The organism is Cellvibrio sp. KY-YJ-3 (genome assembly GCF_008806955.1).
Taxonomy (GTDB): domain Bacteria; phylum Pseudomonadota; class Gammaproteobacteria; order Pseudomonadales; family Cellvibrionaceae; genus Cellvibrio.
In genome coordinates, this window is the sequence record NZ_CP031727.1 from 1230833 (window position 1) to 1250129 (window position 19297).

13 protein-coding genes are annotated in these 19297 nt (G+C 50.1%); 8 read left to right on the forward strand and 5 right to left on the reverse strand.

The features are described from left to right. Window positions 1-148 precede the first annotated feature (148 nt). From D0B88_RS05220 to gshA, 5 genes are all read left to right on the forward strand, one after another. Window positions 149-649: a helicase gene (locus tag D0B88_RS05220; protein WP_151055654.1), complete on the forward strand. Its 501-nt coding sequence runs from the start codon at window positions 149-151 to the stop codon at window positions 647-649. A gap of 307 nt (window positions 650-956) precedes the next feature. Then, window positions 957-3209: an arginine/lysine/ornithine decarboxylase gene (locus D0B88_RS05225; RefSeq protein WP_040390994.1), complete on the forward strand. Its 2253-nt coding sequence runs from the start codon at window positions 957-959 to the stop codon at window positions 3207-3209. Window positions 3210-3534: 325 nt separating this feature from the next. Next, complete coding sequence (locus D0B88_RS05230) at window positions 3535-9177, forward strand: alpha-2-macroglobulin (RefSeq protein ID WP_151055656.1); 5643 nt, start codon at window positions 3535-3537, stop codon at window positions 9175-9177. Window positions 9178-9384: 207 nt separating this feature from the next. Beyond that, window positions 9385-9735, forward strand: a complete 351-nt coding sequence (locus tag D0B88_RS05235) for a hypothetical protein (protein ID WP_191966528.1) — start codon at window positions 9385-9387, stop codon at window positions 9733-9735. A gap of 111 nt (window positions 9736-9846) precedes the next feature. Continuing rightward, window positions 9847-11460 carry a glutamate--cysteine ligase gene (gshA, locus tag D0B88_RS05240; protein ID WP_370452485.1) on the forward strand — a complete coding sequence of 538 codons (1614 nt, stop codon included), beginning with the start codon at window positions 9847-9849 and terminating at the stop codon, window positions 11458-11460. Window positions 11461-11521: 61 nt separating this feature from the next. Here gshA and D0B88_RS05245 read toward each other — a convergent pair whose 3' ends face one another. Continuing rightward, a complete protein-coding gene (locus D0B88_RS05245) occupies window positions 11522-12139 on the reverse strand; it encodes a flagellar basal body-associated FliL family protein (RefSeq protein ID WP_151055660.1) in 618 nt (205 codons plus the stop codon). A 244-nt stretch (window positions 12140-12383) separates the two neighbouring features. Here D0B88_RS05245 and D0B88_RS05250 point away from each other — a divergent pair, with 244 nt between their 5' ends. Together D0B88_RS05250 and D0B88_RS05255 are read left to right on the forward strand one after the other, a co-directional pair. Then, window positions 12384-12884 (forward strand): disulfide bond formation protein B, encoded by a 501-nt coding sequence (locus D0B88_RS05250; protein ID WP_151055662.1) that lies wholly within the window; start codon window positions 12384-12386, stop codon window positions 12882-12884. A gap of 155 nt (window positions 12885-13039) precedes the next feature. Then, window positions 13040-13504 carry an Rsd/AlgQ family anti-sigma factor gene (locus D0B88_RS05255; RefSeq protein WP_007638507.1) on the forward strand — a complete coding sequence of 155 codons (465 nt, stop codon included), beginning with the start codon at window positions 13040-13042 and terminating at the stop codon, window positions 13502-13504. 101 nt (window positions 13505-13605) lie between these two features. On the opposite strand, the gene D0B88_RS05260 is transcribed toward D0B88_RS05255, so the two are convergent. After that, window positions 13606-14340 (reverse strand): FKBP-type peptidyl-prolyl cis-trans isomerase, encoded by a 735-nt coding sequence (locus tag D0B88_RS05260; RefSeq protein WP_225318540.1) that lies wholly within the window; start codon window positions 14338-14340, stop codon window positions 13606-13608. A 409-nt stretch (window positions 14341-14749) separates the two neighbouring features. Between D0B88_RS05260 and D0B88_RS05265 the strand changes: the two genes are divergently transcribed. Continuing rightward, window positions 14750-15592, forward strand: a complete 843-nt coding sequence (locus tag D0B88_RS05265) for a hypothetical protein (RefSeq protein ID WP_151055666.1) — start codon at window positions 14750-14752, stop codon at window positions 15590-15592. An 87-nt stretch (window positions 15593-15679) separates the two neighbouring features. On the opposite strand, the gene metF is transcribed toward D0B88_RS05265, so the two are convergent. The 3 genes from metF to metK form a co-directional block, all read right to left on the reverse strand. Further along, a complete protein-coding gene (metF, locus tag D0B88_RS05270; RefSeq protein ID WP_151055668.1) occupies window positions 15680-16531 on the reverse strand; it encodes a methylenetetrahydrofolate reductase [NAD(P)H] in 852 nt (283 codons plus the stop codon). 94 nt (window positions 16532-16625) lie between these two features. Further along, window positions 16626-18014 (reverse strand): adenosylhomocysteinase, encoded by a 1389-nt coding sequence (gene ahcY, locus D0B88_RS05275; RefSeq protein ID WP_151055670.1) that lies wholly within the window; start codon window positions 18012-18014, stop codon window positions 16626-16628. A 128-nt stretch (window positions 18015-18142) separates the two neighbouring features. Next, a complete protein-coding gene (gene metK, locus D0B88_RS05280) occupies window positions 18143-19297 on the reverse strand; it encodes a methionine adenosyltransferase (RefSeq protein WP_151055672.1) in 1155 nt (384 codons plus the stop codon).

The window sequence follows — 19297 nt, forward strand, 5'->3', positions numbered from 1 at the left end:
CTCTGATGACTGGCAGCATTGTACTGGCATTGGGCGTAAGGGGCGAGGCCATATCGCGCGGGAAAAAAGTGATAGTGTTTATCCCCTCAGTGGGTAAAATCGCCCTCCTTAATATTCCGCAACTATTGTCTGGAGTAAGGATTAACCCATGCGTGTGTTTTTGTGTGCCGCATTCCTGCTTGTCACCTGTGGCTCAGGCTTCTCCAATCCGAGCGCAGCTAATAGCCTTGAGCCCTTTACCACCGACGGCTGTTCCCTGTGGCTCGATGGTACCCCCGAACAGCCCAATTTGTGGCGCCACTGCTGCGTCGCCCATGACTTGGCCTATTGGCAAGGCGGCACCAAAGAGCAGCGAAAACAGGCTGATGAGGATATTCTCGCCTGCGTGAAACTGGCGCAGGGGACGGGCATGGCCAGCTATATCTACGGCAATGTGCGCTGGGGTGGCAGCCCCTATTGGATGTCGAACTATCGCTGGGGTTACGGTTGGGATTACCTGGACGGCATGTGGCCGCGCGGCTACAAAGTGCCCACGGCGGAAGAACAGGCGCAGATAGACGCGCAAATGCCCGCTGCACGGGAGGTAATCACCCGCGATGCCGAACTTAATCCCGTCACCGATGACAAACCTGTCACACCTGCACCTTAATCTTTAAGTGCACTGATTGGCGCCGCGACAAATTTATGGGTGTTTGAATCCATCCAAGTGCTTTACAATTGCCGGCGCAGTTGTACCGGGTCACCAAGGTGTAAACCGGGAAATGCGCGGCCAAATGGCTTCAACTCCTTTCCGGTTTTCCTCGGTCTCCCCTCAGGCAGACTGGCCGGATGGTGCGCCACCCAACCAACCTGATCACCTAATCAGTAGTACCCTATAAGCAATACCTTACAAGCAGCACCCAGAGGCGTTTCGCCAGCAAGTGAAATTCCAGCCTTATACCTTTTATGGAGACTCCATGAAATTTCGCTTTCCCATCGTCATCATCGACGAAGACTTTCGCTCCGAGAACACCTCGGGTTTAGGCATACGCGCACTCGCGGAGGCCATCCAAAATGAAAGCTGGGAGGTAGTTGGTGTTACCAGCTACGGTGACCTGTCGCAATTTGCGCAGCAGCAATCGCGCGCCTCTGCATTTATTTTGTCGATCGACGACGAAGAATTTGGCGGTGGCTCTTTGGAAGAGACCGACCACGCGCTGAAATCCCTGCGCGCCTTTGTGGAAGAGATCCGCTACAAAAACGCCGATATTCCGATTTATTTGTACGGCGAAACCCGCACTTCACGCCATATTCCCAACGATATTTTGCGCGAGCTGCACGGCTTTATTCACATGTTTGAAGATACGCCGGAATTTGTGGCGCGCCACATTATCCGCGAAGCCAAATCCTACCTCGATGGTTTGGCACCGCCGTTTTTCCGCGCGCTGGTGCACTACGCGCAAGACGGTTCCTATTCCTGGCACTGCCCTGGTCACTCCGGCGGCGTCGCCTTTTTGAAATCGCCTATCGGCCAAATGTTCCACCAATTTTTTGGTGAAAATATGCTGCGCGCCGACGTATGTAACGCGGTAGAAGAACTCGGTCAATTGCTGGATCACACCGGGCCTATCGCCGCGTCCGAGCGCAATGCCGCGCGCATTTTTAACGCCGATCACTGCTACTTTGTGACCAACGGTACGTCCACATCGAACAAAATGGTGTGGCACTCTACTGTGGCGCCGGGCGATATCGTTGTCGTTGACCGCAACTGCCATAAATCGATCCTGCACTCGATCATTATGTGCGGCGCAATCCCCGTGTTCCTGATGCCGACGCGCAACAATCTCGGCATTATCGGCCCGATTCCGCTGGAAGAATTCACGCCGGAAAGCATCGCCCGCAAGATCGAAGCAAACCCTTTTGCGCGCGAAGCCGTGAACAAAAAACCGCGCATCCTTACCATTACCCAATCGACTTACGATGGTGTGCTCTACAACGTAGAGACGCTGAAAAATATGCTCGACGGTAAAATCGATACGCTGCATTTCGATGAAGCCTGGTTGCCGCACGCCACCTTCCATGAGTTCTACAAAGACATGCACGCGATTGGCAAAGATCGCCCGCGCGCCAAAGAGTCGATGATTTTCTCAACGCAATCCACGCACAAATTGCTCGCGGGTTTATCGCAAGCATCGCAAGTGTTGGTGCGCGAATCTGAAAAAGTAAAACTCGATCAGGATGCATTTAACGAAGCCTATTTGATGCACACCTCCACTTCTCCGCAGTATTCAATTATCGCCTCATGCGATATCGCGGCGGCCATGATGGAAGCACCCGGCGGCCATGCACTGGTAGAAGAATCGATTTTTGAAGCGCTCGATTTCCGCCGCGCGATGAAAAAAGTGGACGAAGAATGGGGCCAGGATTGGTGGTTCCAGGTCTGGGGCCCGGAAGAATTTGCTGAAGAAGGCATTGGCACACGCGAAGACTGGATCCTGCGCAGCGACGACAACTGGCACGGCTTCGGTAAACTCGCACCAAACTTCAACATGCTCGACCCGATCAAAGCCACCATCGTTAACCCCGGCTTATCGGTAAATGGCCAGTTCAGCGACACCGGTATTCCGGCATCGATCGTCACCAAATATTTGGCAGAGAACGGCGTAATTATCGAGAAGTGTGGCCTCTACTCCTTCTTTATTATGTTTACCATCGGCATCACCAAAGGCCGCTGGAATACACTGGTAGCCGCGCTGCAACAATTTAAAGACGACTACGACAAGAACCAACCCATGTGGCGAATCATGCCGGAGTTTGCGCAAGCAAATCCGCGCTATGAGCGTATGGGTCTGCGCGATTTGTGCCAACAAATCCACGACTTCTACAAAGCCTATGATGTTGCACGCCTGACGACCGAGATGTACTTGTCCGATATGCAACCGGCGATGAAACCTTCAGATGCGTTTGCAAAAATGGCGCATCGCGAAATCGAGCGTGTACCTATCAACGAATTGGAAGGCCGCATCACCTCGATTTTGTTAACGCCTTACCCGCCGGGAATTCCGCTGTTGATTCCGGGTGAGCGTTTTAACAAAACCATCGTGGACTATTTGAAATTTGCACGCGATTTCAACGAGAAGTTCCCCGGCTTTGAAACTGATGTACACGGTTTGGTAAAACGCGAAGTGGATGGCAAAAAAGACTACTTCGTTGACTGTGTAAAACAATAAACCTGCCGTTCATGTGCAGAATGTTATAAATTCAAAAGCCACTCCGGGTAACCTGAGTGGCTTTTTTGCTTCAATCAAATTACAACACCAAGGGATGTGTCGCGGTGAACAGAAAAAAACAATCTATGATCCTTATCGTCGTGTTGCTGATAATAACGGCGGTTATTTATTTTTTTAGCCCGAGTGGTGCGCGCCCCAAATCCAAAACAACCAGTGAGTCCGCGCACTCCATCGAGCTGCACTCCGTGCGCTTACAGGGCTAATCTGCAGTTTCTTTTGTAGTAACAAACACAGCTTTACCATCACAATTAAACAGGGAATTACTATGCGCTTTCATTGGTCTTCATGGTGTGCCATTGCGTTAATGAGTTTATTACTGGGTGCCTGTGACAATTCCGCACCTGAGCAAAACAAACAAGCTCCAGCGGCAGAAGCCATCGCCCCGGAATGGGAAGCGCATATTGCAGATTATCCCAAACGCTGGATTGCGACAGAAGCCCCGCTATTTATTCGCTTCACCCATCCGGTGGTAGATGAAGCGCAAGTGAATACCGCCTTCTCTGACAAGCTGCTGACACTGGATGCCAAGACGCCGGTGAATTTGGTGTTTACCTCCACCAGTGAATTGCGTATCCAGCCCGTTGAGCGCTTGCCCAGTGATAGCAAAATTCGTTTCCGTTTAAACGCCAGTGAGTTGCAGGGGATCACTGAATCGCTCGGTGATTTTGAGTTTGAAGTGCAAACCATCAAACAGGATTTTGATTTGCGTGTGGATAGTTTGGGTGTAATGCCTGAAGACGAAAGTCAGATGCAGCTCACCGGTGTACTCACCACCGCCGATACCGCCGAGTTAAACGATATTAAAAAAATTCTGCGCGTTGAGGTGAATGAACGCAATGCCGATGTAGTTTGGACGCAGGATACTGATCGTAAAACCCATCGCTTTTTAATTGCACCAATAACGCGTGGCGACAGTGCCGGAAAAATTGTCTTGAACTGGGATGGCAGCGCCATAGGTTCTGCAGATAAAGGCGCACGCGAATTGGAAATTCCTGCGCGCAAAACCTTTCAAGTGACCGGCGTACAGGTGATTCGCCAACCCAATACCGCGATTGAAATTCATTTTTCTGACACGCTCGATAGCAGCCAAAATCTTAGCGGTTTGGTAACACTGGACGGTAAAGCCGTGAACGCCGTAATCGATGGCAGCCTGCTGCGTTACACACCGGAAAAACTCGATACTGGTGAAATAACGCTGAAAATCAACGGCAGTATTAATAACCTGAAGCAGCAAAGCCTGGGCAGTGACTACGAGCACAAAGTGGTGCTTGAGTTGGTAAAACCGCTGGTGCGTTTTGTCGGTAGCAGCAGTATTTTGCCTCCCGCCAGCCAAATTTCTGTGCCCTTTGAAGCCGCAGGTGTGGATTCAGTACAAGTGATTGCTTTTAAAGTGTTTGCCAATAATGTTGGCCAATATCTGCAGGATTACCAACTCACCGCTGCTGCTGCTGCGACCGATACCGGGCGCTATTTATGGCGTAAAACCTATCAGCTACCCGAAATTCCCCGCGCGGGCGCCCAGCGTTTTAATTTGGATTTATCCGAGCTAATGGCACAACACCCCGATGGGTTAATTCGTTTGGAGCTGCGCATTGATCGCAGCAACTCTATTTACACCTGTGAACAACTGCGCCCGACAGAACCGGTTGCCAAAATGCCGGAAGATTCCGATGGTGAAAGTTATTACGATCGCGTAGAGGAACCGGCGTGGTATCAGCAATATTATCAATCCCAGGGTTATTACAATTACAGTGAGCGCAATAATCCCTGCGATGATACTTACTATTACTATGGTGATGAAATTGCTTCATCACGCAATTTTTTGGTGTCCAATATCGGCTTACTCGCCAAACGCGGCAGCGATAATCAACTGCATGTCATTAGCACAGAATTAAATTCCGCTAAACCATTGGGCAATACCGAAATCACTGCCTACAACTATCAGCAACAGCCGATTGGCAGTGGCACTACCGACAATTACGGCATGCTGCAATTAACTACCGACGGCGTGCCTTTTTATATTCAAGCCACTCACAATAAACAGCGCGGTTATCTGCGCCTGCGCAGTAGTGAAGCGCTGCCCACCAATCAATTTGATGTAAGTGGCGAACACATTAAGGGTGGCCTAAAAGGTTTCCTCTACGGAGAGCGCGATGTATGGCGCCCGGGCGATGATATTTTCCTCAGTTTTATTTTGGAAGATAAAGCCCAACAGCTACCCGCCAATCACCCGGTCACGCTGGATTTATTTGATCCCAGCGGTAAAAAAGTGCTGAGCCAAACCAATGTGCAACCGGTCAATAATTTTTATACCTTTGCGTTAAAAACCGAAGAGACAGCACCCACCGGAAATTATCGCGCAGTGGTGCATGTGGGTAATCGTTATTTCGACAAAATTATTAAAGTGGAAATGGTGGTGCCCAACCGTTTGAAAGTGGATTTAACACCCACAGAAACACCGCTGCGGTTGCGCAATATGCCAACACAAGTGTCACTCTTTGCCCAGTGGTTGCAGGGCGCTACCGCCAAAAATTTAAAAGCAGATTCGGAATTAAAACTGAGTGCCCGCGAATCGGTATTTGCGGGATTTGAGCAATTTACTTTTGATGACCCGGTGCGCAGTTTTGCGGGCAGTGCGCAAAAAGTATTTGATGGCCACGTGGATGAAAGTGGCAACGCCAGCTTTCCGGTGAATGTCAGTTTGTCATCGCCACCGCCGGGCAAACTCACCGCCACCTTTGTGACTCGCGTGTTTGAAGAGAGCGGTAATTTCAGCACAATTTTGCGCCCCTATGAATTACTGCCATTTGATCATTGGGTTGGTATTAATATTCCCAAAGGCAGCGGTTACATGGATGCCATTGGTCGCGATGCCGATCACCCGGTACTCATTCAAACATTAAATGCACAGGGCAAAGCGGCCGCGTCGCGCAAAGTGGATTTACAGGTTTATGAAATCGGCTGGCGTTGGTGGTGGGATGAAAACAATGAAAATCTTGCCGAATATTTTACCAACAGTAGTCATCGCCCGGTGCACAGTGAAACTCTGGTGAGCGATACCAATGGCCGCATAAATTGGACCTTGGAAAAAAATAAATACGATTGGGGGCGCCATATTATTCGCGTGTGCGACAACAGCGAAGGCGATGCCCAGGCGCACTGCGCCGGCAAGGTGGTTTATTTAGGTTGGAGTTACGACTCATCGGCCAGTGCTGATTCCGCCACCCAATTAATGCTCTCGGCCGATAAAGAAAAATATCAACCCGGTGATGTTGCCAAGGTACGTTTGCCCAATGCGCGTGAAGGGCGCGTATTGCTGAGTATTGAAAATGGCACGCGAGTATTGGAGTCGCGTTGGCTGGATTTGCAGGCGGGTCAAACCGAAATAGAAATTCCCATCACCTCGGCGATGGCGCCTAACGTTTACGCCCAGGTTGCACTGATATTGCCGCATCAGGAGCGTGTTGCTGAAGCGCCGATGCGTTTATACGGCATAGTGCCGCTGCTGGTGGAAGACCCTGCAACCCGTTTGCAGCCGCAATTGGACGTGGCAGAAAAAGTTCGCCCTGAAACCGAATTTAGCATCAAGGTTAGCGAAAAAAATCAGCGTGCTATGACCTATACTCTGGCGATGGTGGATGAAGGTTTACTCGGCCTCACCAATTTCCGCGCACCGGATGCGCACGATTATTTTTACAAACGTGAAGCGCTGGGCGTGCGCACCTGGGATTTATTTGATCAGGTAGTTGGTGGTTATGGTGCGTCGCTGGAGCGAGTGTTGGCAATTGGTGGCTCCGATGCCGCCTTGGAAGCCGAGCGCAAACGCCGCGAGCGTCGCTTTCCACCGGTAGTGAAATTCCTTGGTGCGTTTGAATTAAAAGCCGGTGAAACCCGCGCGCATAAAATTACCCTGCCACCCTATATGGGTGCGGTGCGCGTTATGTTGGTGGCGGGTGATACCAGCGCGAAAACTAATAACAGTGTAACCAGCGCCTACGGCAGTGTGGAGAAAACTGTGACCGTCACTCAGCCAGTCACACTTTTTGCCACCTTGCCACGTGTGCTTGGTCCCGGTGAAGCAGTGAATTTGCCGGTTAATGTATTTGTGAGCGAAAAAGATATTCGCGAAGTAAAAATTTCGGTGGAAGCGAATGAAATTTTTACCGTGGAAAAAGGCGCTGCAACACTCAACTTTAGTGAACCGGGCGATGCGATTGCCAGTTTGCAATTGAAGGTGAATGATCGCCTCGGTAAAGGCCGTGTGAAAATTACCGCTACCTCAGGCAATGAAACCGCCACGCAAGAAATTTATATCGACTCACGCGCGGCGAATCCGCCTACCAGTCTGTGGCAGAGCAAATTATTGCAGCCGGGCGAAGTCTGGCAATCGCCCCTGCAAGCTCACGGCATGATTGGCACTAATCAGGCGAGCCTTGAAGTAAGCACCTTGCCGCCGCTCAACCTTGAGCAGCGCTTGGATTATTTAATTAGTTATCCGCACGGCTGCCTGGAGCAAGTGACCTCATCGGTATTTCCACAATTGCGTCTTGCGCAATTGGTGAATCTGAGTGACGCACAAAAAATTGAAATTGATAACAACATTAACGCGGGCATTAAACGCTTGTATGGTTTCCAGCATGCCAGTGGCGGATTCAGTTATTGGTCGGGTGATGGCTATGTGAATGAATGGGCATCCAGTTATGCCGGGCATTTTTTAGTGGAGGCGAAACGTGCCGGTTACGCCGTGCCCGCTGCGCTATTAAATGGTTGGATAAACTATCAGCGCAATGCGGCGCGCAACCCGCAAATTCAGGGTAATTATTACGACGAGATGGTGCTCGCCTATCGCCTCTATACACTCGCCTTAGCGGACAGCGCTGAACTACCGGCAATGAACCGTTTGCGCGAAACCTTTAAAAATAATCAGCAGAATCTGCAGGACTACCGCATGCCTGCGCGCTGGTTGTTGGCTATGTCTTATCAACATGTTGGTTTAAAAGATGCTGCGCAGGATGTGCTGGGCACAATTGCCAATACTGTGCCGAGTTACCAAGATTCAGGGTACACCTACGGTTCCGAAATGCGTGACCGCGGGTTGTTGTTAGCAACTCTGGTGAGCGTGAATGCAAATCAAGAAACAACCTGGGAAGTGGCTGAACAAGTTGCCCATGAATTGTCGAGTGACGGTTGGTACTCCACACAAAGTATCGCCTGGGCACTGTTGGCGATGAGTGAATTTGCCAGCGCTAATCAAAGCAGCAACGGCATAAAATTTTCTTATCAACAAACAGGCGAAAGCGATTGGACCAGTCAGGGCAGTAACAGCCCAGTGTTCCGCCGCGCGCTGGACTCACCACAAGTATCGGTACGCAACGATCACGACAAACCCATTCGCGTGGTGGTGAGTAATCGCGGCACACCAGCCAACTTACGTGAAGAAGCTAGCAGTAATGGTTTGGCACTACAGGTTAATTTTTTAACGCTGGCTAACGAACCGCTGGATGTCGAGCAACTGCCACAAGGCACCGACTTTGTAGCCGAAGTTACCGTCAGCGGCGAGTTCGATAAATTATTGACCAGCAATATCGAAAACATCGCGCTTACCGCCGTAATGCCCAGCGGCTGGCAAATCCGCAATGAACGTCTGGAGGGGTCACAACTGCCTAAAGGTATTGATTATTTGGATATCCGCGATGATCGAGTGCTGGGTTATTTCAGTTTGTGGCGCGATTACTACTGGAATTATCGCTATCAGGAACGCAACCAAACCAGCGTCACCCTGCGCATAATTTTAAACGCGAGTTACGCAGGGAAATTTTATTTGCCCGGTTGGAACGCAAGCGCCATGTACAACGAAAAAATACAGGCGAAGAGCAAAGGCTATTGGGTTGAGGTGGTGGGAAAATAAAACCTAACTCTGATTAGAGATTGTGGGTTTGTGTTAATTTTTTGTTGCGGTTCATTCCTCACCAGCAACCTACAGGGTGCTTTGTAGGTTGCTGGTGAGGAATGAACCGCAACAATTTATGAATCGTCTTGTACCCTTGAAACTCTGCACCATCACCCCAACATTCGCGACTTACTCTGCTTTCACATATTCCGGATGGCTCAGGTTATGAGTGAAATATTTATTTTGCAAAATCAGCACAATCTCTTTCTTGGTAAACAAAACAACTGGTTGGATGGTCGCGATTTGAACGCGCTGTACAAAACACCGCATAAAGATGAAGCGATTAACCAGATGGTTGAGGCCAGTTCCAAGGACTATACCCAGCGTATCAAGATCATTAGCTGCTCACCCAATGAGAAGGGCTTGCCATCGATTGACCCGGAAATTCTGCCCGAGCCATTGCCCAAGTTGGGTAAAGATCTGTTGGCGACGCTTGAGGCGGAGGCAGTGCAGGCGCATGCTGATCAAGCTGTTGTTGATCCGGTGGCTGCCTTGCCCGACGAGCCATCGCGCTGATCCCTGCGCAGTGCTGTCGCTAGTCGCTTCCTGTTCTACACTTTGTTAGTGGGCCGCTGCGGCGGCTTTTTTATTTGTGCTTGATTGCGCTTGTCGCCCAAGGATTTTGAATTGTCACATGATCACGGTTTATCCAGCGAATTGCTGAGTGCGTTTGCCGAGCCTGCGGCTAATGCCAGTCTGCGCGGTATTTTGCGCGGTCTGGAAAAAGAGAGCCTGCGCGTAACCCCCCAGGGCACTCTGGCGCAAACTGATCACCCGCGCGCGCTGGGTTCTGCGTTAACCCATCCGCATATCACCACGGATTACAGTGAAGCGCTGCTGGAATTTATCACCGAGCCGTTTGCTGATGTGGAGCCACTGCTGGCGCAGTTGGATGATATTCACCGTTTTACCTACCAGCACTTGGCCGCTAACAACGAGCGCCTGTGGCCTGCGAGCATGCCGTGCACCTTGGGTACGGATGATGAGATTCCGGTGGCGCGTTACGGCTCGTCCAATTCCGGCAGGATGAAAACGGTTTACCGCGTGGGCCTGGGGCACCGCTATGGTCGCTCAATGCAGACTATCGCCGGGATTCACTATAACTTCAGTATGCCCGATGAGTTTTGGTTGGCGCTGCAACAACAAACGGGCAATCAACAAGCGCTGCAGGATTTTAAAACCGAGCGCTATTTTGGGTTGATCCGCAATTTCCGTCGCAACTTTTGGCTGCTGATTTATCTGTTTGGTGCATCACCCGCGGTCTGTTCCTGTTTTGTGAAAGATCGCACCCATAAACTCCAGCCCTTCCCCGCTGCCGAACAAACCATGTATTTGCCTTATGCGACTTCGCTGCGCATGGGTGATTTGGGCTACCAGAGCGACGCACAAAAAAGTCTCGTGGTGAATTACAACAACCTGAGCGATTACTTGGCCACGCTCTGCGGCGGTATCACCCAGAGTTATCCCGCCTATGAGCAGATTGGGGTGAAAGACGGGCAGGGCAATTACCAGCAACTCAATTCCAGTTTGCTGCAAATCGAAAACGAGTTTTATTCCAGCATCCGCCCCAAACGCACTACCGGGCGCGGCGAGACGGCACTGCAAGCGCTGCGTCTGCGCGGGGTGGAGTATGTAGAAGTGCGCTGCGTGGATTTGAATCCCTACGAGCCGCTTGGCATCACCAAAGAGCAAATGCAGGTGATGGATGCGTTTTTGCTTTATTGCTTGCTGAGCGATAGCCCGCAAACCGACGAGCGGGAGTTTTATCAGGGGCAGGAAAACCAGAAGCGTATTGTGAATAGCGGGCGCGATCCTGCGCTGAAGTTGCTGCGCGGTGAACATGAAATCGCCATGCGCGAGTGGGCGGAGGAAATTGTGCGGGGCAGTATGGCGGCGGCGCAATTGTTGGATCAGGCCAAAGGTGGGGCGGCACATCAGCAGGCGCTGGAGCATCAGCGCGCTAAAATCGCCAACCCGGAGTTAACACCTTCGGCGCGGGTATTGCGCGATATGACTCAGGCGGGGCAAAGCTTTTACGCCCACGCCTTGGCCCTCGCAGAACAGCAGCGCGCGTATTTTGCGGATCGCCCCTTGGCGGCAGCACAGCAGGCGGTATTTGCGCAGATGAGTGAAACGTCCCTACAGGCGCAAGCTGCACTGGAGGCAGACCAGCAAATCAGTTTTGATCAATATCTGGAAAATTATTACGCCCAATATCGCGGCTGTCGCTGCGCGAGCTGAGTGATGCATCACCGTCGCCAGAGGCTGCGCGGCGGTGATGCTCTGGTATTGAATTCTGCGCTTATTTTTGCACGACAAAATTATTGAAATATAAATCCGATGCGGGGCCTTTAACAGCTGTCACTACGGGTAAGGTGCTAGCGGTCGCAGCGGAGGTTGCTGACGTCACTGCCGCTGAACTGCCCTCTGTAGGCGCGATTGTTGTTGCGGGTGCGGTAGGTGTTGTTGGTGCTACGGCGGTAGGTGTTGCTTCTGCGGCTGGCTGCGGCGCCAACCCCTGTACTTGCAGCAGGGCTTTGTTAATTTCTGCTAGCGCGTAAGTGCGCAAATATTCTTTTCCTTCCACGCTGCTTACAATTTCATCGCTCTGCGCGCTCAAAATACTGACCAGGCGATCGCGAATCAGCGGCAGGTGGTGAGTCACTGTATTGGCGTCCGCCGCATTTTCGCTGCGAATGGATAGTTCCGCTTTTATGTAACGCGCCTTGCCGGGGCCACCGTAGTTCACCACCAGCGGTGGGGTGATGGGAATATAGTTAATGCCCTCAGGTGCACCTTTATTGCCACCACCCGAAGCCAACGCAGGCAGTGCTAGTGCAATGCCCAATGTAATACCCAATGCGATACCCGCTCTTTTACTAATCAGACTGGATGCCAGACCAAACCTACCGCGTTTCATAATCTCTCCCCTGTGAACTTCAGCCATTCTTCTCGCTCAAATCAAGGCGCTGCTTGGCGCGATTGACGAATGCCCCAAAGCATAGTCTATTCGTTTGTCTAACTGTGCAAACCTGCGCTGAATTAAATCGCTGCTGGCTAAATGTCTGGCTCTGGGCGCACATAATTGCTTAACATAGCCATCATTATTCCTATAGTCATAAAACGACCGCTACCTCGTTAACTTCTTCAAGTAAGGATTGTTCATGTCTCCCAGTGTGCGTCAAACCAATCTGCTTATTTTTGTTATCTGTACCGCCATGATGTTGGCTGCTGCCTATATGGAGCATGTGATGAAAATGGTTCCTTGCTCGCTGTGCATCACCCAACGTGGGTTTGTGGTGTTAACCGGACTCTTAGCCTTGATTGCTGCGATTCATAACCCTGCTAATCGCGGCCGTCGTGCCTATGCGCTTGCCGGTATTGCCAGCGCCATCCTCGGTGCGTGTTTTGCGGGTCGCCAACTCTGGTTGCAAAGTTTGCCGGAAGATCAGGTTCCCGCTTGTGGGCCAGGTCTCGCCTATATGTTTGAAGTCTTCCCTTTTATGGATGCGCTGAAATTACTGTTACAGGGGGATGGCAACTGCGCCCATGTAGATAAGATCCTCGGTTTGAGTCTTGCGGCCTGGACTTTTATGGCATTTATTGCGCTGGCTGGCGCCAATTTATACCAAGCCCTGCGCCCTGCGCACCGCACACAGGCATAAAGCGCGATGCAGTCTTGCCCTCATGCGTCAGATCGCCTATTGTGACCAACTGAATTTATGCACCTGCGCTTGAAAACAGTGGTTGTCGCGGATTATCTCGCGTACAGCACATCCGCGCAAAGCACACCTCTTTCGAAAATGGATAGGAATAACTGATGTTAGAAAATTGCAAAAGTGCCAAAGAACGCTGGGGCGGTGTAAGTGAAATTATCGACCGCTGGTTGGAAGAGCGTCAGCAAATGCTGGTGCAATACTGCGCCCTGAGTGGTCTGGATCAGGACTTGAGCGATGTGCAGCGCGGTGAAAAGTTGCGCAGCTTTTGCCAAATCCTGGTGGACTATGTATCGGCAGGTCACTTTGAAGTCTACGACCAGTTGATCAAAGAGGGGCGTGAGTTTGACGATGCTGACGCGCTGCAAGAGGCGGGTAAACTCTACGATGTAGTCGATAAAACCACCGAAAAGTTACTCGATTTTAATGACAAGTATTTGGAAACCGACGACCTGAGCTCACTGACCAGCGATTTGTCCCTGTTGGGTGAAGCCTTGGAAGTGCGTTTCAGCGCCGAAGACCGTCTGATCTCGGTACTTCATACCTCGCATAAGGATCTGGTTAACTGATGGGTTAACCGACTTTGTCAGAGCATAAAAAAACCCGCCGTAGCGGGTTTTTTTATGTCTTGCCATTGGTGTATGGCAGTGCGGGATCGCTCCCGCCAGGCTTATTCTGCAGCTGCTTCAGGTGCTTTGATTTCGAGCAATTCAACTTCGAAAACTAATGTAGATGAAGGTGGGATTGGACCTTGACCGCCAGCGCCATAAGCCAATTCAGACGGGATTACGATTTCCCATTTGGAACCTTGTGGCATCAATTGCAGTGCTTCAGTCCAGCCAGGAATTACGCCGTCCAATGGGAAAGTAGCTGGTTGGCCATTTTTCACTGAGCTATCAAATTCGGTGCCGTCGATCAGCTTGCCGGTGTAATGCACAGTCACTACATCAGTTGCTTTTGGCTTGGCGCCTTTACCTTCAGTAATTACTTTGTATTGCAGGCCGCTTTCGGTGGTGGTTACACCTTCTTTGGCTTTGTTGTCTTCAAGGAACTTTTTGCCATCAGCAATGTTCTTTTCGCTCAGTTTCTTTTGCTCTTCTTCTTGTTTAGCCATAGCTTTTTGCTGAACTTCTTGCATGATCTTTTGCATGTCTTCTTCGCTAATGCGAGATTCTTTGCCGTCGCGCACATCAGCCAATGCTAATGCCAAAGAGTCCGGCTCGATGGTCAAACCACCGTTTTGCAGGTTCTTACCCAGGTTTTGACCAATGATGTAGTTGGCTTTTTGTTCCAGCGTTGCCAGCTTCGCGCTGTCATCAACTGGTTTTGCTTCTTCTTTATTACAGCCAATCAAGCCTGCAGTCGCAGCCATCAAGCCAACAACCAATAAACGTTTGTTAAACATAATGCACCTTATTTTGTAATCATTGATTTGTATTTGTTGTCTGTGTGAAATGGGCATTGCCTCACTTCTTCCTAGCCGACAGCCTGTGCAGCACCAGAACAGGGGCCAATGGTATACCAAGTCTGATCAAATGTGCGTGTTTTTAGCGACGTTTGCGCTGTGCTGCAGCCTCAAACCCTGTGCTATTCCTCATTTGTGAATAGCGATTGCCACCTTGGCTTTGCCGAGCCAGTTCAGACTCTGGTGTTTTATGAAAGTTCCAGACCTTATTAAGGCTCTTTGTGGTGATGTTGCGCAGGGGGCATACACTTTTGCGCGGGGCGCAGCTACAATTCGCTCCATTGCATCCGCTGTTTTGTGATGCTCCCTCATCGTAGATTCCCAACGCTTTTTCACGCAGGTATTGTTTATGGCCGCCTCTCCCAAAACCAAAATTTCCGTTGCTGAATTGGAACAGCAGATCGCTAAAGTCAGTGCCGCTCTGGATAAGGCGCGTGCGCAAGAATTTGCTGCCGCACAAAAAGCAGTTGCCGCTGGGCAAAAAGCCGTGGCGAGCGCCAAGAAAAAAGTTGCCGATATTTCTGCCAAGGGGGTAGTCACTGCAGCGGCAAAAGCACGTTTGGCGCAGGCTAAAAAAGATCAACTGGATGCAACCAAAATGTTAGCGGCTGCACAGGATGCAGTAGCGACATTAAAAACAGCTGAACAAGCAGCCAAAGAAGTTGCCAAGGAAGTAGCCGCTGCAACTAAAGGTAAGGGCAAAACCAAAAAAGTGAAAAAGGCGGCTAAAGCTGTTGTTGCCACCACAGAAAAACCCGCCAAAGTAAAAGCGGAGAAAAAAGTAAGCAAAACTGACAAGCCTGCTAAAGCAGAAAAAGCCGTTAAACCAGCGAAAGTAGCAAAACCAGCAAAAGCAGTGAAAGAAACTAAAACTGAAGTGGCGCCGGAAGTGAAAGTAGCAGAACCAAAAGTGGCCGTTAAAAAAACTCCTCCTGCGCCAAAAAAAGCAGCACCCAAAAAGCCTGCGCCTAAAAAAGTAGCTGCACCTAAAGCCCCTGTGGAAGTTGTCGCTGCTCCGGTAGCTGCAGTCGAAGCGGCTGCACCTGCAGTAGAAGTGCCGGAAGTAATTGCCGATGTAGAGGCTGTAGTAGTCGCCGAAACGGTTTCCGTTGAGGCGACCCCTGCACCAGAAGCCGCACCCGTGATGACAGAAACGCTACCATTTGACGATGACAATGGTTCGCTGAGTTAATTGATTACAAAAATACTGCAATGAAATAAAAAGGGCGCGATCATCGCGCCCTTTTTTGTTGCCGTGCTTTTTTACACTGGTAGTAAGTTATTCGTCGTTAGGAATCAGACCTAAGTTGCGTACGATTTCGGCGGTGGGTTCGGTTTGATTCATGGTGTAGAAGTGCAGACCGGGTGCATCGTTTTCCAGCAAGGTATCGCACAGGTCAGTGACCAGCTCTATACCAAAGGCGCGCAAGCTGGCTTCATCGTCACCATAATTTTCCAGCGCTTTACGCAACCAGCGCGGAATTTCGGCGCCGCAAGTATCGGAGAAGCGCGTTAAATTTTTGTAGTTAATAATGGGCATAATGCCGGGGTAAATTGGCTGGGTAATACCCGCTTTCTGGCATTGATCAACAAAATAAAAGTAGGAGTCCGGGTTAAAGAAGTATTGGGTGATGGCGCTGTTAGCACCCGCATCAAATTTACCTTTCAAATAACCCACGTCATCACTGTAGCTTTTAGCCTGCGGATGAATTTCCGGATAGGCCGCCACTTCCAAATGGAAATGCTCGCCATAATGTTTGCGGATAAAGGCGACCAATTCATTGGCATAAACCAATTGGTAAGCACCGCCTACACCAGAAGGCATATCGCCACGCAGGGCAACGATGCGATCTACACCGGCATCTTTGTATTCCTGAATTAATGTTTTAATGGTGGTTTCGTCGTCGCCACCAAAAGACAAATGCGGCGCGACAGCGATACCATCGCTTTTAAATTGGGTGATCAAACCTTTGGTGTTATCGCGGGTTGAGCCACCAGCACCGTAAGTAACAGAGAAAAAGTCCGGCGCAAATGCATTTAATTGGTCGCGTACTTTGATCAGTTTTTCTTTTCCTTCCGGCGTTTTGGGCGGAAAGAATTCAAAACTTAAACGCGGTTGTGAGTCGTTCATAGCGTGTTCCTGTAGGTTAGGCAGTAATGCCCAACATAACGACCGTGTTGGGCATTACTGCTTGCGCAGCCCGGCCCAACCTACGGTTAAAAAATTAATATTTGTAAGATTCCGGCTTAAACGGGCCGTCGATTTCTACACCGATATATTCGGCTTGCTGTGCGGTCAGTTTGGTAATTACACCACCAAAACCTTCCACCATATCTTTAGCTACTTCTTCGTCGAGTTTTTTCGGCAATACACGCACATACAAGTGTTCTGCTTTTTGCTCGGCTGGCAGGTCAGCAAATTTGCGCTCGTACAAATACATTTGCGCTAGCACTTGGTTGGCGAAAGAACCATCCATAATGCGCGATGGGTGACCGGTGGCATTGCCCAGATTTACCAGGCGGCCTTCCGACAACAAAATCAAATGATTGTTGGTCGCCTTGTCGCGATAGATTTTATGCACCTGGGGTTTAACTTCATCCCACTCCCAGTTTTTGCGCATAAACGCGGTATCAATCTCGCTATCGAAGTGGCCGATATTACACACCACCGCACCATTTTTTAGTGCGCGCAGCATGGCAGAATCACACACGTTGACGTTACCGGTCGTGGTGACTAACAAATCGGTAGTGCCCAGTACGATGTGATTAATATCTTCGTATTTACCGGTGTTGATACCGTCGTTGTAGGGCGATACCACTTCAAAACCATCCATACAAGCCTGCATGGCGCAGATCGGATCGATTTCAGTAATTTTCACGATCATACCTTCCTGACGCAGTGAAGCAGCAGAGCCTTTACCCACATCGCCGTAACCGACTACCAAGGCTTTTTTACCCATCAGCAAATGGTCGGTACCGCGTTTGATGGCATCGCTCAAGCTGTGACGGCAACCGTATTTGTTGTCGTTTTTACTTTTGGTCACTGCATCATTCACGTTGATGGCTGGCACTTTTAATTGGCCTTTTTTCAACATATCGAGCAAGCGGTGAACACCGGTGGTGGTCTCTTCGGAAATGCCGTGGATTTTATCCAGCATCTGCGGATATTTTTCGTGCACGATTTGCGTCACATCGCCGCCGTCGTCCAGAATCATATTCGCATCCCAGGGCTTGCCATCTTTGTTGATGGTTTGCTCGATACACCACCAGAACTCTTCTTCAGTTTCACCTTTCCATGCAAATACCGGAATGCCGGCAGCGGCGATAGCAGCAGCGGCATGATCTTGGGTGGAGAAAATATTGCACGAAGACCAGCGCACTTCTGCACCCAAATCCACCAGTGTTTCAATTAACACCGCGGTTTGAATGGTCATGTGAATACAGCCAATAATTTTTGCATCAGCCAGTGGTTTGCTCGCGGCATATTTGCGACGCAGTGCCATCAGCGCCGGCATTTCACCTTCGGCTATTTCAATTTCCTTGCGGCCCCAGGTTGCGTCTTTGGCAAATTCTTCGGCCGTTTTGGCGGCTACTTTGTAGTCGGTGAAGCTCATAATAATTTCCTGATTAATCAACAGATGGTTGATATTTTATTCCGTCATTCCTGCGAACGCAGGAATCCATTTTTACAAGGGTTGGATCCCCGCGTGCGCGGGGATGACGATGGTTTATAAATCAATTTTTACAGCGCTTTCTTCAGTGCATCCGCTTTATCGGTTTTTTCCCACGTAAAATCGGGCAGCTCGCGACCAAAGTGACCGTAAGCCGCAGTCTGGCGATAGATTGGACGTTTCAAATCGAGCATTTGGATCAGGCCACGTGGGCGCAGGTCAAAGTTTTCGCGAATTAAATCGATAATCGCGCTATCCGAAATTTTGCCAGTGCCAAAAGTATTGATGGAAATTGACGTGGGTTCAGCAACACCAATGGCGTAGCTCACTTGAATTTCACACTTGTCGGCCAAACCGGCAGCAACAATATTTTTAGCAACGTAACGACCAGCATAAGCTGCAGAGCGATCTACTTTGGATGGATCTTTACCGGAAAATGCACCGCCGCCATGACGCGCCATGCCGCCGTAGGTATCCACAATAATTTTGCGACCAGTCAAACCGCAATCGCCCACGGGGCCGCCGATAATAAATTGGCCGGTGGGGTTGATATGGTATTGCGTATCTTTGTGCAGCCACTCAGCAGGTAATACGTTTTTGATAATTAATTCGCGCACTGCTTCGCGAATTTCTGCTTGTTTTACGCTGGGGCTGTGTTGGGTAGACAAAACCACAGCGTCGATGGCTACGGGTTTGCCGTTTTCATAGCGCAGCGTTACCTGACTTTTTGCATCGGGACGCAACCAGGGTAATTCGCCGCTCTTGCGCAATTGTGCTTGCTTTTCTACCAGGCGATGCGCGTAATAAATCGGCGCGGGCATTAACACAGATGTTTCATTGGTGGCAAAACCAAACATCAAACCCTGGTCGCCTGCGCCCAAATCTTTATCATCAGCTTCATCAACACCCATGGCGATATCGGATGATTGTTTGCCGATTGCATTTAATACGGCACAAGAGGCGCCATCGAAACCGACATCACTTGAATCGTAACCAATATCCAAAATTACCTGGCGAATTAAATCTTCCAAATCCACATAGGTAGAGGTGCGCACTTCACCGGCGACAATCGCCATACCGGTTTTTACTAATGTTTCTACCGCAACACGCGCGTTGGGGTCATCTTTTAAAATTGCATCGAGCACGGCATCAGAAATCTGATCCGCTAATTTATCGGGGTGACCTTCGGAAACCGATTCGGAGGTAAAGACGGAATATTCGGACAT